13 protein-coding genes and 1 pseudogene are annotated in these 17,005 nt (G+C 34.2%); 8 read left to right on the top strand and 6 right to left on the bottom strand.

Annotation, left to right across the window (positions count from 1 at the left end; translation table 11 throughout):
- Positions 1 to 49: 49 nt before the first annotated feature.
- From HCH28_RS25360 to HCH28_RS25355, 3 genes and pseudogenes are all read left to right on the top strand, one after another.
- Positions 50 to 1,159 (top strand): sensor histidine kinase, encoded by a 1,110-nt coding sequence (locus HCH28_RS25360; RefSeq protein ID WP_221679429.1) that lies wholly within the window; start codon positions 50 to 52, stop codon positions 1,157 to 1,159.
- 4 nt (positions 1,160 to 1,163) lie between these two features.
- Entirely contained in the window at positions 1,164 to 1,907 is a 744-nt protein-coding gene (locus HCH28_RS02070) for a LytR/AlgR family response regulator transcription factor (RefSeq protein ID WP_131520835.1), read from the top strand.
- A gap of 116 nt (positions 1,908 to 2,023) precedes the next feature.
- Positions 2,024 to 2,465: pseudogene (locus HCH28_RS25355) on the top strand (transposase family protein); the annotation flags it as partial.
- Positions 2,466 to 2,672: 207 nt separating this feature from the next.
- On the opposite strand, the gene HCH28_RS24810 reads toward HCH28_RS25355, so the two are convergent.
- The 3 genes from HCH28_RS24810 to HCH28_RS02055 all read right to left on the bottom strand — a co-directional run bounded on the left by HCH28_RS24810 (position 2,673) and on the right by HCH28_RS02055 (position 5,682).
- Positions 2,673 to 3,692 carry a hypothetical protein gene (locus HCH28_RS24810; RefSeq protein WP_255600417.1) on the bottom strand — a complete coding sequence of 340 codons (1,020 nt, stop codon included), beginning with the start codon at positions 3,690 to 3,692 and terminating at the stop codon, positions 2,673 to 2,675.
- Positions 3,693 to 3,707: 15 nt separating this feature from the next.
- Positions 3,708 to 4,154 (bottom strand): hypothetical protein, encoded by a 447-nt coding sequence (locus HCH28_RS02060; RefSeq protein ID WP_255600415.1) that lies wholly within the window; start codon positions 4,152 to 4,154, stop codon positions 3,708 to 3,710.
- 460 nt (positions 4,155 to 4,614) lie between these two features.
- Entirely contained in the window at positions 4,615 to 5,682 is a 1,068-nt protein-coding gene (locus tag HCH28_RS02055; protein WP_004230902.1) for a glycosyltransferase family 4 protein, read from the bottom strand.
- A gap of 225 nt (positions 5,683 to 5,907) precedes the next feature.
- Between HCH28_RS02055 and secA2 the strand changes: the two genes are divergently transcribed.
- Both secA2 and HCH28_RS02045 read left to right on the top strand, forming a co-directional pair.
- The gene (gene secA2, locus HCH28_RS02050; RefSeq protein ID WP_221679426.1) at positions 5,908 to 8,271 is read left to right on the top strand and encodes an accessory Sec system translocase SecA2; all 2,364 of its coding nucleotides are present in this window, start codon (positions 5,908 to 5,910) and stop codon (positions 8,269 to 8,271) included.
- Positions 8,271 to 9,167: an accessory Sec system S-layer assembly protein gene (locus HCH28_RS02045; RefSeq protein WP_054549747.1), complete on the top strand. Its 897-nt coding sequence runs from the start codon at positions 8,271 to 8,273 to the stop codon at positions 9,165 to 9,167. The genes secA2 and HCH28_RS02045 overlap by 1 nt, the downstream gene beginning before the upstream one ends.
- A gap of 78 nt (positions 9,168 to 9,245) precedes the next feature.
- Here the strand turns inward: HCH28_RS02045 and HCH28_RS02040 are convergent, their stop codons facing one another.
- Positions 9,246 to 10,139 (bottom strand): C40 family peptidase, encoded by an 894-nt coding sequence (locus HCH28_RS02040; protein WP_221679424.1) that lies wholly within the window; start codon positions 10,137 to 10,139, stop codon positions 9,246 to 9,248.
- Between the two features lie 250 nt (positions 10,140 to 10,389).
- On the opposite strand from HCH28_RS02040, the gene brnQ reads away from it, so the two are divergent.
- Together brnQ and HCH28_RS02030 are read left to right on the top strand one after the other, a co-directional pair.
- Positions 10,390 to 11,709 carry a branched-chain amino acid transport system II carrier protein gene (brnQ, locus tag HCH28_RS02035; RefSeq protein WP_221679422.1) on the top strand — a complete coding sequence of 440 codons (1,320 nt, stop codon included), beginning with the start codon at positions 10,390 to 10,392 and terminating at the stop codon, positions 11,707 to 11,709.
- A 180-nt stretch (positions 11,710 to 11,889) separates the two neighbouring features.
- Positions 11,890 to 13,257, top strand: coding sequence for a S41 family peptidase (locus tag HCH28_RS02030; protein ID WP_221679420.1), 1,368 nt, complete (start codon positions 11,890 to 11,892; stop codon positions 13,255 to 13,257).
- A gap of 37 nt (positions 13,258 to 13,294) precedes the next feature.
- On the opposite strand, the gene HCH28_RS02025 is transcribed toward HCH28_RS02030, so the two are convergent.
- On the bottom strand, positions 13,295 to 13,894 hold the full coding sequence (locus tag HCH28_RS02025) for a TetR/AcrR family transcriptional regulator (RefSeq protein WP_221679419.1): 600 nt from the start codon (positions 13,892 to 13,894) through the stop codon (positions 13,295 to 13,297).
- A 536-nt stretch (positions 13,895 to 14,430) separates the two neighbouring features.
- On the opposite strand from HCH28_RS02025, the gene HCH28_RS02020 reads away from it, so the two are divergent.
- Entirely contained in the window at positions 14,431 to 15,405 is a 975-nt protein-coding gene (locus HCH28_RS02020) for a proline dehydrogenase family protein (RefSeq protein ID WP_221679418.1), read from the top strand.
- A 103-nt stretch (positions 15,406 to 15,508) separates the two neighbouring features.
- On the opposite strand, the gene HCH28_RS02015 is transcribed toward HCH28_RS02020, so the two are convergent.
- Entirely contained in the window at positions 15,509 to 16,846 is a 1,338-nt protein-coding gene (locus HCH28_RS02015) for an AAA-type ATPase lid domain-containing protein (RefSeq protein WP_221679417.1), read from the bottom strand.
- Positions 16,847 to 17,005 lie beyond the last annotated feature (159 nt).

Raw genomic sequence — 17,005 nt, 5'->3', positions numbered from 1 at the left:
ATTGACTGTGATAACCTATGTATTTCTTGTACCCTGGATGGCTATAATCGTGTTTTTTTGTACAAGTTTCATTGCTTTATTACTCAAATCTAGCTTTTTTAAAATTTGTTTAGACTTTACTGAAATTATATTTATTGGGATGGTATCAGACCATTTAGCCCAAATTATATCAGGTACAAGTGCTATAAATAATGACTACTTGCAATTATTAATTTTCTTTTGCTTTTATCTAATTCTGTTTTATCTATTACAATTTTTTGTACATAAATTTTATACAAATAATCAATATACATCTCTAGCAACTATTTCGAAGGTATTCCTTTCCTTATTATCTTGTATAACTATTATTGTCCTTTACTTAAATATTTTTGTACCTAGTACATTTGAAGAACAGCAATTAACCAAAATTAATTTAATTATTCAATTAAGTTATTTATTTATCATTTTCGTAGTATCAATGTTTCTAATTAAAAATAATAAAGAAAAAAGCCGATTAAAATACCAAAAAATAAAACATTCCCAATTCAACGATTACATGAAATCTTTAGAAAAAGTTAATAGTGATATGCAAATGTTTAGACATGATTATTTAAACATTCTAACAACGATATCTAGTTATATTGCAAACGAAGATATGGAACAACTAAAAAAATACTTTAATCATAAAATTATAAAAGTGGAAAAAGAAACCTTTAAAAAAAACTTGATGATGAAAGACTTTAGCAATTTAGAAATTATTGAGCTAAAAGGGCTACTAACGACAAAACTTATTTTATCGACAGAAAAGGATATCAATGTCCAGATTGAAATTCCGGATAAAATCAAAGATATTTCAATGGATATAATAGATTTTTCTAGAATTATAGGTATTTTAATTGATAATGCAATAGAAGCTAGTGAAAAATCCAATGAACCAGAAATTAATATCGTATTTTTACAAACACCAAATAGTTGTATATTTGTCCTTGAAAACTCCTTCAATGGAGAAATTGATATTAGTAAAATTTTCCATGAAGGCTTTTCCACAAAAGGTGGTAATAGGGGCTACGGTTTAAAAAATGTTTTAGATATAAAAAAAGGTTATCCGAACCTTTTTTTAAATACAAGATTAGAAAATAATAGATTTATTCAGGAACTCGAATTAACAAATAGGAAGTGATTTAATGAGAGTTATCATTTGTGAAGACGACTATTCTCAGCGTCAATTTATTCAAAATGAGATAAAAACGTATGCAAGTTTTCATTTACCTAGTATTGAAATTGCCTTAATAGCTTCCAACGCAGAAGATGTTGTTAATTATACTAGTCATACTCAAGGAGATTGTTACTTCTTAGACATCGAGTTAGAAGGTGATATGAATGGTTTAGAGTTAGCTAGATTAATTAGAGAAAAAAATCCACTTGCTAATATTATTTTTATTACTGCATTTGCAAATAAACTAAAACTGACCTTTAAATATAAAATAGCTGCTATGGATTATATTGTTAAATCAATAGATAAGGCTATTCTATCTAAAAATATTACTGAAGCTCTAGATACTGCTTATAAACGGTACCTAAGTTTAGGTAAAACCCAAACTGCTAACATCATACAAATCAAGATTGGTGATAGCATTAAAAATATTAAGTTTGAAGATATTTATTATTTTGAAACAGCTTCCGTAGCCCATAAAATAAAATTACATACAAAAAACGGAATTTATGAATTCTATGGTAAATTAAAGGAATTGGAAAAACTTGATAGTAGATTCTGTAGATGTCATAATAGCTATTTAATTAATATTGAATATGTAAAAGAATTTACTCCTAAAAGTGGATCTCTACTAATGAATAATGGACATGAATGTTTAGTTTCATATAGGTATTCAAAAAACATAAAAAGAAATACTCATATACGCGTCCTATAAAAAACCTCTAAATAGTAACGGGACTGATCCCAATAAAATAATACAAATAAAAAAGCATCTTGGATTGAATTTGGGATTAAAAACTTAAACTTCAATTAGGAGGTGCTTTTTATGAGAAAGTGAAAAAACATAACAAACAAGACACCCCTACTATATCGCCATGAATTTATTCAATCGTGACTTTGCGACAACGGACCTTTCAAGTATTCAAGATTTATATAATGGTGAGATTAACGCTTATTCAATTGGTGAGCACCATGATACGATTTTCGTGTTGCATACATTAACCCAACTAAATCATTTGCCTGAAGGTTGTACGTAGCCTAGTATTAATGCTCGGTATACACATCTTATCGTTACCAATAAGCCTAAAAGGGAAAGGCATTATCAGCATGTCCTGTAAAGGTACACCGGCTGATAATGCCTCAATCAAATCGTTTCATTTCTGCATTAATGTCTGAAACGTTCTACTTAGAAAATTGAAAGCGTACTAAAATAGCCATCGTAGAACAAAACGTCAAAGATTATATAAATTATTATAACTATATTCGAATATAAACGAAATTAAACAACCAGTTGCCGGTTCATCCTGTCTTATATAAAGGGATTAGTGTCCCAAATTTATTCGCAGTTTTTTTATGGGTTACATAAAAATGAATTTGATTCGGAACTAGCTATAACAAATACAGTTATACCATTAAGATTCGTTTTTTTCAGTCCAGTTACAAATAATTTTTTAATACTGATATAGCCATTTTTTCTGTCTTACCAAACAAATCCCACCGGCCAATTTGCAATTTTATAGTGACCAGAGAGATTATTCCTCTCCGCTATCTCTTCCATTAAATCAACTGTATGATCATAGGTAACATCATTAATTTTATCAATTGATTCTGGAATTCGAATATAACCTGATAGCAATTCACCGAGGTGGAATGCATGTTGAAATACAGCTGCTTCACCAACAGGTTCGTACTCCGGTATAAAATGTGGCATAACTATAGTATGATCAAAATTCACATGATGGAATGCCCCAACATCATTTGAAAAACCAACGCCTGCCTTATAAAAACCAACGACTTGAAAATTCATTACTTCAGAAATCATTTGCAAGGAAAACGTATCGCCGAGTTCATAAATATCCTTATATGCACTTCCCAATACAACACTAATTGGCTCACTCGGTGCCGAAAGCGTAAAATCAGACGTCCGAAGGTTTCTTCCCTCATCAATACTGTCATCGAAGCGATCGAAAATGCTTTCACTTAATAAAACTGTCTTTAGTGGTGTCGTTAAAATTTCATTGCCTTCCCTATCTTGCTTCACAACATTAATTAGGTTTGAAGTCACCATCTCAGCATTAGAAGTTTGATTCTGATCATATCCATCCACAAAACTTGTATTGCGTCCATAATACCCCCTATAAATTAAGGGATATTCGGCCACATGAATATAATCAAAAGTTGATTTCATTTCCTCATACATAGCCTTTACTTCATCAATCGGAACATTTGTTATGCCACCGGAAACCTCTTCAAAAGCAAAAACGGTTTTATAGTACGGTTCAAATGCAGGTATGCCAGAGATATAATTTATGTAATCCTTGTAATCTTCAAATGTCTGAGGTTCAAGTGTCATAGTTTGGGATTCTTCCGGTACAACTGTTTCGGTCTGAGTTTGTTGTATATCTGATACTCTAACTTCATCTGTTTTGCTACATGCTATCAACATAACAAGTAGCATCATTCCTATCATGAAATAAATAGGTTTTACTAAGCGTAACAATAAATTTACCATTTATTACCAAGAGTAGAAAATGCGAGGTGTCGCATTTGGAACCAGACCTATAGCTTGATTAGAAAATGCGTAGGCGATATCACCTGAATTTAACTTATTTGGACCTGTAGTGTTAACCTTTCCATTGGACCAAATTTCAGCTCGAGCTGTGAAAGTTGGCGCTGTAGTTCTTACCCAGCCATACGCATAATGATCACCACCATGGTTATTTTGATTAATGTATAACCCAACGTCACTACCCAAAAGTTTATAAGAAGCAAAAGTTTGAACCTTACTCATACTATTGTCATGTGTTGCCGTATCGCTTCCACCACCTGCTGTCTCATCCATGACATACTCTTTGCCATCAATAGTAATTGACTTTGGCAATTCTGGCAATTCTGGCGATTCAGCAGCCAAAGCTGGAATACTAGCAAACATCATTCCCGCAACTGCCATGCTAGCTGCCATGCTACGTAAAATACTTTTTTTCTTCATTCTAATCTCCCTTTCTTTTCTCTCAATTTCATTTTTTCATTCATCCTATAACATTATAGAACTACAAATATTTTAACATTTATAGAAAAAAAAGGGTGTTCTTCTCTTAACTGCGATTTTTTTAATCCTATCCGCATTCATTATGAATGAAAAACACTTTAAAGAAATTTGAAATTATCATATTACTAGTTTTAAACATATATAAGTATTTTTGTACTTATTATTAACTGGGTTTAATTTAGTAACTTGTCTATTATTGAATATGGATAAATAACATTAACTAAGCAATATTAATAAGAATCTCTAACTCTAACGAAACGATAAATGAACATTTCGTATATAGTTCAGGGTTTTCAATTTGATAAAATCCTTATATCCACGCTATTTATAAATACAAAAAAGCAATCATACAAATTGTATGATTGCTTATATTTTATTTACTAAATATCCGTACAAAATTTAATAATGGTTTATAGTTTTTACCAGCCAATCCGATGACCTCTACAAAGATTTCAATAGCTGTTAGGATGACCGCTACAAGTAATATAGCTCCCCAAACCTTTGCCATAGAGAAAATGATAGCTGCTAATCCAAACATTACTGCAATTCCGTAAATAATTAGGACTGTTTGTCGATGTGTAAAGCCCATATCAAGTAATCGATGGTGTAAATGTGATTTATCTGGGTCAGACCATTTCTTTTTCATGCGAACACGACGAACAATCGCAAAAAATGTATCAGAAATCGGAACACCAAGGATAATAATTGGTATGATTAAAGCTACGAATGTAATATTTTTAAAACCAAGTAACGCTAACACAGAGATCATAAATCCTAAGAATAATGCCCCTGTATCACCCATAAAGATTTTTGCTGGGTGGAAATTATAAAACAAGAAACCAAGTGAAGCTACAGCTAAAATGGCTGCTAACGCTAAAACAAACACATTGCTCATAATAAATGCCATGACAGCTAATGTAATCAGTGCAATCGTAGAAACACCTGCAGCTAGACCATCAAGGCCGTCGATTAAATTAATGGCATTCGTAATACCGATAATCCAAATGATTGTTAATGGAATACTCAATAAACCAAAGTCTAATGTACCTAAGAACGGTAGATTAACCATTTCAATTTCAATACCGCCTACAAAAACAACAATCAGTGCAGCAACTAGCTGACCAAGCATTTTTGCTTTCGCAGAAATCTCACGCATATCATCAATAACACCTGTGATTACGATTATACAAGCACCAATAATGATAGCTAATAAAGCCTCATTACTACCATGTTTTGTATGAACTAAAAATGAGTATAAAATCGTCACGCCAATAATAAAGGCAAGGAAAATGGCTAAACCGCCAAGTCTTGGCATAATTCGAGCATGTACTTTTCGATAGTTTGGTGCATCAACTGCACCTATTCTAAACGCTAAACGTTTCACTAATGGAGTTAACAAAATGGATGCAACAAACGCTGCTATTAAAGACACGTAAAGCATGTCTCTCCTCCTCAAATAAATAATCTACATTGAAATCCAAATTGATTATAGCATGAACAAGCATTGAAATATACTTTTTCTAAACATTTTCCACGATTTCACAAATATTTTGTACATTTTAGCATTAATAGATTCCTATATAGTCAATTGTAGTCACCATAAGTAAAATTTGATAGAATAATGGTGTGTCTAGCATTTAGACAACATTAAAGGAGCGTATATTTCATGTTCTCAATTTTCAAAAGTAATAAAGAGCAAACTAGTGCTCGTCAATTAAAACGCTACTACAAAATAGTAGATCAAATTAATAATCTTGAAGAAAAATATGTTAACAAGTCAGATGCCGAATTACGAGAAATGACTTTTATTTTCAAAGATCAATTAGAACAAGGTGAGCCTCTTACATCGATTATCCCGGACGCATTTGCTGTTGTACGCGAAGCCTCAAAGCGTGTATTAGGAATGCGTCATTTTGATGTGCAGCTTATCGGTGGTCTAGTATTAACAGAAGGTAATATTGCTGAAATGCCAACAGGTGAAGGTAAAACTCTAGTTGCCTCCCTTCCCTCTTATGTGCGTGCATTAGAAGGTAAAGGTGTTCATGTCATCACGGTTAATGATTACCTAGCAAAGCGTGACTATGAGCTTGTTGGTCAAATCCATCGTTTCCTTGGCTTAACTGTGGGTTTAAATGTACCGATGATGGAACCTGGTGAAAAGAAAGAAGCCTATAACGCAGATATTACATACGGTGTGGGTACTGAGTTTGGCTTCGATTATCTACGTGACAATATGGCTTATAGCTTAGCAGATAAAGTACAACGTCCTTATCACTTCGCTATTATCGATGAAGTAGATAGTGTATTAATCGACGAAGCTAAAACACCTTTAATTATCGCAGGTAAAATGCCTTCTAATGATGAATTACACCGCATTGCTGCTATGTTAGCGAAACGCTTCAAGAAAGATGAAGATTATGACTTTGACGATGAAACAAAGGCTACTTCTCTAACGGATAAAGGTATTGAAAAGGTTGAGGTTGCCTTCAATATCGATAATTTATATGACTTAGAACACCAAACACTCTTCCATTACGTAATCCAAGCAGTACGTGCACATGTTATGTTTAAGCGCGATGTTGATTACATTGTCAAAGAAGACAAAATCGAGCTTGTTGATATGTTTACAGGTCGTATTTTAGAAGGTCGTTCACTTTCTGATGGCTTACATCAAGCGATTGAAGCTAAAGAAGGTGTAACGATTACAGATGAAAATAAATCAATGGCTCAAGTAACAATTCAAAACTATTTCCGTATGTATCCAAGGCTTTCTGGGATGACGGGTACAGCGAAAACACAGGAAAAAGAAATTCGTGAAGTGTACGGCATGGAAGTTGTGCAAATTCCAACAAACCGTCCGCGTCAGCGTATTGATCAGCCTGATCTTATTTTTAACACACAGGAAGCAAAATATAAGTATGTTGCTGCTGAGGTTAAAAAACGTCATGAAAAAGGCCAGCCAATATTAATTGGGACAACATCGATTTTACAGTCTGAAACTGTAGCTGACTATCTGAAAAAGGAAAAATTAACATTCCAATTACTTAATGCAAAAACAGTTGAACAAGAAGTTGAGCTTATTTCACAGGCAGGTCAAAAAGGTCGTATTACAGTAGCGACAAACATGGCTGGTCGTGGTACGGATATCATGTTAGGTGATGATGTACACGAGCTTGGTGGTTTATATGTAATTGGGACAGAAAAGCATGAAAGCCGTCGTGTAGACAATCAGCTACGTGGGCGTTCAGGCCGTCAAGGTGATGTAGGCGAAAGTCGCTTCATTCTCTCTATTGAAGATGATATGTTCCGCCGTTACGCAAAAGAAGAAGTAGAAAAATTCTCTGCAAAAATGATTGTAAATGATCAGGGTATTATTCAAAATAAAGAGGTTCAAGAGCTTATTGACCGAACACAACGTATTGTTGAAGGTTCCCAATATGGCATGCGGGAATATAACCTAAAACTAGACGATGTTATCAATGACCAACGTACCGTTCTTTATGGACTTCGCGACAAAATTTTAGCTGGCGAAGATTTAATGGGTGAACTGAAGAAAATGCTACGTGAAACAGTTGATTTTGCTGTTCATGACGCCGCGCCAGAAGATGTATCTCCAATTGAATGGGATTACGAACAAATGGAGAATGCGCTTAACTCATTATTCATCACACCTGTTACAATTAACCGAGAATTAGGAAGAACAAAACAAATTCTTGCTGAAATTCAACCTTCTGAACAAGAACTGCTTGATCACATGGAGACATTCGCTGAAAACGAAAGAGTCATTGAGGTACTTCCTCAAATTATGCTTAGCCATATTGATAGCGGCTGGATTAAGCATTTAGAGGCCATGACACATTTAAAAGAAGGAATCGGTCTTCGTCATTATCAGCAAGAAGATCCAATGCGAATTTACCAACGTGAAGGATTAGAATTATTCGGTAAAAATTTCCAAGAATTACGTCGTTCTATTATCGTAGAAATTACAGGCTTCATGAAAACAGTTGAGGCACAACAGGAGGAACAATAATGGGCTTATTTTCATTTTTTAAAAAATCAGATAAAGTTGTTCAGGAAAACACAATTGACTCAAAAGATTTACTAGGGAATACGACGAAAAATACAGGTGATAATCGCGATGTGGAAACAAAATTATCATTCCATCCAGAATGGGATGTCCCACAAGAGCAAAAATACATTTTTAACTTCCTAGCGAATGAGCTAGAGCCGTTGAAACCAAACCAATTATCGCTTTCTTCAATTAGTATTGAAGAGGGTCGAGGTGGAAAATGGTTAGTTCGTGCATTTTTCCGGTCCTCTCTACCTCAAGCTATTGAGCTAGGTGAAATCGAGCTTTTCATTATGGATAAAAATGATGAGCTTGTTGCATCTAAAAAATTCGATTTTAAAGCACTTGGTACAATACCAGCAGAAAGTGCTCGTCCATGGGTGTTTGAATTTGAAAAGTCTACAATTAAAGTAGATGAAGTTCCCGAAGATGGCTGGAAAATTGCCTTTAACCTTGTGTCCCTTCGCGGTCATCAATTAGAATTAGATCCGTCATGGGAAAAACAGTTACCAGCAGAACAAAAAGAAGAACTTGAGAAAATTGTTAAAACTCTCCCAAAGCTAGGCGAGACAGAAGTGAATTTCACAGGTTTACAGGCCAAACTAGCTGACAATGGTAATTTAAACGTATCTATCTTTATTCGTAATGGACATAATAAAGCAATCAATCTAGAACAATTACCATTAGAAATTGTCGATGCTACAGGTAAACAAATTGCCAAGGGTTCATTTAAAATGGATCCAATCTTAACTGTCCAACCAAACTCCACAAAGCCCTGGACATTTATTTTCCCAGCAGAGCTTGTTGATGCTAAAGACGCTGATCTTTCACGCTGGACAGCGCGTGTAACACAATAACCTAAAACCCCCTTTCTGTTTTAGAAGAAAGGGGGTTTTGTTAAAAGCGATTTTTGCCTAAGCAAAAATCGCTACTTTTTATTTCACACTATCAAAACGTTTGTAGGCTACTAATTTAGAAGACCAGTAAGAGTACGTAACATCCGAAACTTCTACACCATCTGTACCCGCATGAATGAATTTATTATCACCGAGATAAATTCCCATATGAGAAATACCTTCTTTATACGTATTCTCAAAGAACACTAAATCGCCAGGTACTGGATTTTCTACATGAGTAGTATTACCGTAAAAATAGCCCTCACTGCTTGCTCTTCCTATTTTTAAACCACCTTGATTGAAGGCATAAAAAATAAAGCCACTGCAATCAAGCCCTACAGGTGTATTTCCACCATATAGATAGGGTGTACCAACCAATGTATTGGCAACTTCAACTGTTTTGTTATAAATTGCTTGTCCATTAGCTGTAGGATCTTTCGCTGTTACTTTTGATGGAGTGCCCGTACCTGAAGTCACATTATTATGTATAGAATCACCATCGGGTATCACTGCAGCTGAAGAAAGCTTCAGTACTTGTCCAACAAAAATTGTGTCTTTTTCAAGCTTATTCCAATCCATTATATCCTTAATTGTCACATTATATAGCTTTGCAATTTTTGATAATGTGTCACCCTTTGCTACTGTATGAGAACTAGTTGCTGTTTTTCCAGATGTTGATGGAGTGGCGGGCTTTACTCCCTCATTCGTTGATTGTTTTGGAATCTCAAGCTTTTGAGCTACATAAATCGTATCTTTCGATAGATTATTCCACTTCATAATATCCCCAATCGTGACTTGATGATTTTGGGCGATTTTCGTTAAAGTATCTCCTTTTTGTACAGTATATGTTGCTGCTTCTGCTGTTTGTAATGCTAAAAATGAAGTTGCTAAAGTACTTAGAACAAGAATTCTCCATTTTTTTGTCTTTTGCATACCAAAGTGCCTCCGTTCGTGCTAGAATATTCCCTTGTGTGTCTATCATACTAGATAACTATTGCATGAAAAATCGGAAAAACTGACTATTTTTCAAACATTATAGGAAACTTATAGAATACGACGAAATCCGACTATATTGAAATATTGTTTTCATTGCAAGATTAGTGTTCCTATGATAACATACACTTCTGTATTTAAAATTTTTAGAAAGTTTTAGCTTTTCAATCTTAAAGGAGTTAATATACTTATGAAAAACATCTTGCATTTCATCAAAGGAAATTTAGCAGTAGGATTACTACTATTTGCCTTGTTCTTGGGTGCTGGTAATATTATTTTCCCACCATTATTGGGCCAACAAGCAGGTGAAAACGTCACTGTAGCCATGATTGGTTTCCTTATAACAGGTGTTGGTCTACCATTGTTAGCGATTGTTGCTGTTGCCAAAGCAGGAGGCGATTTACAACTGCTTGCTAACCGTGTTAGTCCTGCTTTTGGGGTGATTTTCACCTCCATCGTCTACTTAGCAATTGGACCGTTCTTTGCTGTACCACGTACTGGTTCTGTGTCCTTTGAAATAGGCATTGCGCCATTTCTTTCTGAAGGTATGAGAGATCATTGGGCGCCACTTTTTATCACATCTATTGTGTTTTTCACGTTAATTCTATATTTATCTATTAATCCTTCGAAGCTCGTTGATCGAGTAGGTAAAATTTTAACACCTGCCCTGCTTTTCGTTATTTTATTGCTTGCTGTTAAAAGTTTCATCTCTCCTATGGGTGAACCAGGAGAAGCCGTAGGAAACTATAAGGTGTCACCTTTAGCTGAAGGCTTTGTACAAGGTTACTTAACGATGGATGTTCTAAGTGCTCTTGTTTTTGGTATCGTCATTTTACAGGCCCTGCGTGATATGGGGATGAAGGATACAAGAAAACAAGTAAAAACAACGATTTTTGCAGGGGTCGTTGCTGCAATAGGGTTATCCTTTGTCTATATCTCTCTAGGGCATATTGGTAATACAAGTATCAATGCAATCGGTATTTCTGATAATGGCGGAAATATTATTGCAAAATCAGCTGAGGTGCTCTTTGGAAACCTTGGAAGTATTATTTTGTCTGCGACTATTTTACTAGCTTGTATATCAACGGCTGTTGGTTTATTAACTGCTAATGCACAATTTTTCCATAAGCTATTCCCTCAAATTTCATATAAAACGTTTTTAGTTGTCTTCACTATTTTTAGTACAGCTATTACAAATGTGGGACTTTCAACAATTATTAGTGCGTCACTACCTGTTCTATTAATCATTTATCCTTTAGCTATGGTATTGATGGTCTTGTCACTAGCAGATCATTTCTTTAAAGGTGGACAAATTGTTTATATTTTAGCGCTCGTTCCAACTTTCCTTGTCAGTCTATATGATGGCTTAAAACAAATGAAAGTTGAAATTACACCTTATGAAACTATCCTAAAGGCATTGCCAATGTATGAACAAAATTTAGGCTGGCTTTTACCAGCTATTGTTGGTGCATCAATTGGTTTTATTATTCATAAATTGATAAAAAAATAATTTACAAGAATCTACTTGCCCATAGTGACAAGTAGATTTTTTTCTATCTCATATAAGTCCACCACTATAGCGATGGCTTCATGTATAATAAAAATCAGATACTCAATTGCATAATGTAACCATCCATTTAATACCTAATAATGATACATTCTATTTTGAGTTCTAGAAAAGAGGTGTCCAATGAAAAAGTTACTATGGTCATTCGTATTTGTTCTAGGCTTCTTCCTTCTCCCTTTTACAACTACTCACGCTGCTGAAAACGATCCACAGCTTATCAAGGAAATTAAGGAGATTGTGAAAGATACTTACGTTGGAACAATTAATGGAAACTTAGAGAAGGCTACATCCATCTCAGAAATCATGAGTATGCTTGATCCTTACTCAACCTACTTCACTAAGCAAGAATTTGAAAATTATATGAATAGCATCAACCTATCTACTATAGGTATAGGTGTGGTGATTGAAGAACACGAAGATGGAATTCATATTTTACAAGTAATCGAAGGCAGTGGCGCATTTGAGGCTGGTGTTCAGGCTGGAGATATCATTATTGGCGTTAACGGTGAATCCATTATCGGGCGTTCTACACAAGAGGCCTCTTCCCTTTTAATTGGTAATGAAGGGACTAAGGTGGAAGTTACATTAAAGAATAGTGACGGTTCAAAAACTACCAAAACTATTACACGTAAGAAATTCACATTACCAAATGTACAAACTGACCTACTATTTGGAAATGTGGGCTATATTTCGTTGGCTTCCTTTTCAGAGGATGGTGCACAGCTTGTTAAAAATGCGCTGATAGACTTAAAAAAACGTGGTGCAACATCGTTCATCTTAGATTTACAAAATAATGGTGGAGGTTATGTGACAACAGCTGAAGAGCTAACAGGATTATTCCAATCTGCTAAAGTTGCGTATTTATTAGAAGAAGCCCATAACTCTTATACCATACCAGCAGTTCAACAAGACACAAAGTTTCCTAAAGATACCCGTATTCTTGTAAACCGCTATAGTGCCAGTGCTTCTGAAATGCTTTCAGCATCATTGAAAGACCAGAAGGCTGCTATTTTATACGGAGAAACAACCTATGGGAAAGGTGCTATGCAAGGCTTTTACACATTACAGGATGGAAGCTATTTAAAGCTTACAGTTGGTAAATTTACGGGTCCTGCGGGTCATACTATTCATGAAGTAGGCGTTAAGCCAAATGTTCAAACTACAACAGCACCTATTTTCCAAGCACATTATGATGCATTGAAGGAGAAATATCCTAAATATAAACAACTTTCCACGGTAAAAAATATAGCAGATACACACAAATTTACAGTGAAAATTCCTACAGGGCTTACTTCACAAATCGCTAAGAGCAACATTCAACTGGCTGCTTTAGGAGCTAAGGAAATACCCGTAGCAGTTAAAATTGAAGGTCGTTCAATAACTGTTACACCTAAGAGTGCTTTATCACCGAATCAGGAATATATGCTACTTATTCACCCAAAGAGCAAAGATCACAAAGGCTACTATCAGCATATAAAAATAAGCAATTAAAAAAACTGTCATCGATAATAAGTATCGATGACAGTTTTTATATTACATCTTTGGTTTTCCAAAAATATAATTGTACAATATCATTTGCAAGTTCTGCAGGTAACCTTTTTTCTTCTAATAAATTCGTAATGATGAGTCTTTCTATTGAGCCTACTAAACTATCTATCATGATTTTTATATCCACACTATACAGTTGTAGATCTTTGTCACAATCATGCAAATAAATAAGGTGGATCAATTGCTGTGTCATTTGGTTTTTCACCAAATGTGCTTGCTTGGATTCAATAAAACCTATTTTTGTTAATTCAGGATTTTCAATTATGTATACGAACAAGTTCAATAACTTTTGCTCTAATAGCGTGATAAAACCCTGTAATCCATATTCAATAATGTCAGTTGACTTACTATTCATTACTGCCAAGAATCCGCTTTGAAATTGCGCATTCAAATCGTTATAAAGGGCATCCTTGCTTTTAAAATAGAGATAAAAAGTAGGCTGAGTTACATTGGCAGCCTTTACAATGTCACTAATTTTTGTGTGATGATAACCTTTATCAGAAAATAGCTCTATCGCTTTTTCAAGTAATAGTTGTTTACTTTGTTCGCCATTTGAATTAAATTTTCTGCCTCTTGCCATACTTTCCACCTTATCTTAGTTTAGAGTAGTCATATTCCCTTTTGTATTGCTTATATAGACACACTATTCTAAATCAAAAGTAACTACAAATTCACAAAACGTACATAATTTAATCTTGATTATATACAATTTTATTATAATACACCCTGTTTTTTTTTACTATAAACTACTATTAATATGATATTTAAACTGAAAAATGAAAAAGTGGATATCTAAGAATCACTTCAAAGAATACCCACTAATAAATTATATTAAAATAATAATTATATATTTTAAGTCCTAAATACCATTATGCCTATGCGCAAATTAAGACATATACTAATTAAAATAAAGCAAATCTTTTATTTTGAAAAGTCCTTTTTTTTGAAAAAAATTTTTAATTTAAATTTTTTCCATGAAAAAGTCAATGACTGCAATAGTTTTATCTCACTAACGTGCTTTAAAAAATATTTTTTCTGAAAATCAAACCATTTTACTTTTCAAAAAAAGTGTTATAATCGCCAAGAATTTAAAATTTTCATTTTTGGAGGCATATAATGGTATTACGTGACTTTTTCATTTACTTATCCGAGAACAAATTATTAAACAGCGCTGCACAAAAATATGGTTTAAAAATGGGTGCGCAAAGTGTTGTTGCTGGCACAAGTTTACCAGAAGTTGTGCAATCGATTAAGGAATTAAACAAGGCCAATATTTCTTGTACAGTCGATAATCTAGGCGAGTTCGTCTACGAAAAATCAGAGGCAATTGCTGCCAAAAATAATATTTTAGCTGTTGTACAAGCTATTCATGATGAACAGCTTGATGCACACATCTCTCTTAAACCTTCACAATTAGGTTTAGATATTGATTACGCATTTTGTTATGAAAACTTAGAAGAAATCGTAGCTCTTGCACATCAATATAATATTTTCGTGAATTTCGATATGGAAAACTACGAGCGTTTACATAGCTCTTTTGAATTATTAGAGGAATTACACAAAGAGTATGATAACGTAGGGACAGTCATTCAAGCTTACTTCTTCGAATCAGAGGAAAATATTGAGAAATATAAAAACTTCCGCTTACGTATTGTAAAGGGTGCTTATAAAGAACCTGAAAATGTGGCATATCAATCTAAAGCTGATATCGACCATAATTACTTAAAACTAATTGAATATCATTTGCTACATGGTAAATTTACTTCGATTGCGACGCACGACCATAATGTGATCAACCATGTAAAACAATTTGTGAAACAACACAATATTCCAAATGAAAAATTCGAATTCCAAATGTTATATGGTTTCCGTAAAGAAATGCAGCTAGACCTTGCTCGTGAAGGGTATAATTTCTGCACATATCTACCATTCGGTAATGATTGGTACGGTTACTTTATGCGTCGTTTAGCTGAGCGTCCACAAAATGTAGCACTTGTGACAAAACAAGTGTTTAACAAAAAAACGAACATGGCAATTGGTTTAGGAGCAGCAGCATTTGCGCTTGGTCGCCTTTCGAAAAAAGGAAAATAATTATACAAGCTTGAAGCTATCCATCAGTTTCGTGTTTTTATTCTTCAGTTAGATCGTTCTATCCTTCACTTTCGGGAAACTATCCAAAAAAGCGAAAACATGGTTAATCAATGTTTTCGCTTTTTTTATTGAGCTTATAGTTTTTAACTCGATACTGTAAACTTTGTCGCCGAATCCCCAACGCAGCAGCCGTTTTGGAGATATTGCCTTGATGAAAGTCCAATGCCTTTGAAATATAGTACTCCTCTACCTCTTTCATATAGACATCTAATGGTCGAATATCCTGTTGATTTTTAATGACAAACAAGTCGCTCGTAGAAACCTCTTTTTCCGTCTCCTCACAAGAGCTTTGGATTTTCCATTTGAAATGCACTGGCAGCATATGTGATTCAACTATCGTCTCATTGGTGATCAATGAGGTTATTTCATCCAGCAGAACTTCTAATTCCTTTAAATTTCCTGGCCAATCATATTTTAAAAAGATATCTCGCACTTCTTCTGAAAGTCCATGAATAGACGAGCCAAAGCTATCACGATGTCTTTTGAAATAATCATCGATAAAAGGCATAATATCTTCTTTTCTTTCTCGTAAAGGAGGTACATAAATCGTAATACCTGAAAAAAGTCTGTAAAGTTTTTTGGATAGCTCGTGCTTTTGAATCAAATCAATGGGATCTTTGCCAACACTAGCAATTAAAACATGCTGATGATTAGGATGATTATTAAAAAGTTCCACAATCTTTTCTTGTGCTTCTAGAGATAAATATTCAATGCGCTCAGCAAAGAAGGTTATTTTCTCCTTTTCCACAATATATTTTTCAAATTGCTTTAATACCGTTTTCTCATCTCGACGGCAAATTAAAGCAATAAACATATCATTTTGCACCTTTAGATCATGATGTATTCCCTCTGCAACCATATCAATCCCAGTACCTGATTCCCCTATTAACACAACAGGCATTCTACTTAGTGCCACAATTTTTGCTTTTTCAATGACATCCTTCATGACTGGTGATACAGCTGTGATGATGTCAAATGTCAAGGGAGCGCCATACCTTCTCAATGGCTGATACATCATGTATTCAAGCTGTGTAATATCTCGGGCAAATTCCACAGCGCCTATTAAAGAGCCTTCATAGTGCAACGGATAAATATTGCTTATGTAGGTCACTTCTTGATTTTTTTTATTCCAATACGTTTTTTTTATATTGTGCACTGGCGTTTCAGAGCTGAGGACCTTATAAATATCGCTTTTTTCGATTTCAAAATCAATAATCTCTAAGGCTCGCCTCTCCTCAAATTCATCCTCATTAACGCCTTCTAATTCTCTCATTTTTTTATTGTATATAAGCAATTTGCCCTCTGTGTCTACCACACAAATTCCCATATCGCCTTTTTCAATGACGTATTTATAAATACTTAGTAGTACATTGTTATCCATTTTGTCCTCCTGTATTCCATTAAGCTTATTCTAACACCAATATGAAAAGCAGATGCAAAAATTAAAAAAGTTTTAAAATTTGAGTTGATTAATGCCAAATTATATTGCATTATATAATTAACACAATCTTAATAGGTGCATAATCATTTGGCACTACTT

This window comes from Lysinibacillus sp. K60, assembly GCF_019731275.1.
GTDB classification, from domain to species: domain Bacteria; phylum Bacillota; class Bacilli; order Bacillales_A; family Planococcaceae; genus Lysinibacillus; species Lysinibacillus capsici.
Note: the sequence above shows the minus strand (reverse complement) of the source record. Positions and strands in the feature narration are given on the sequence as shown.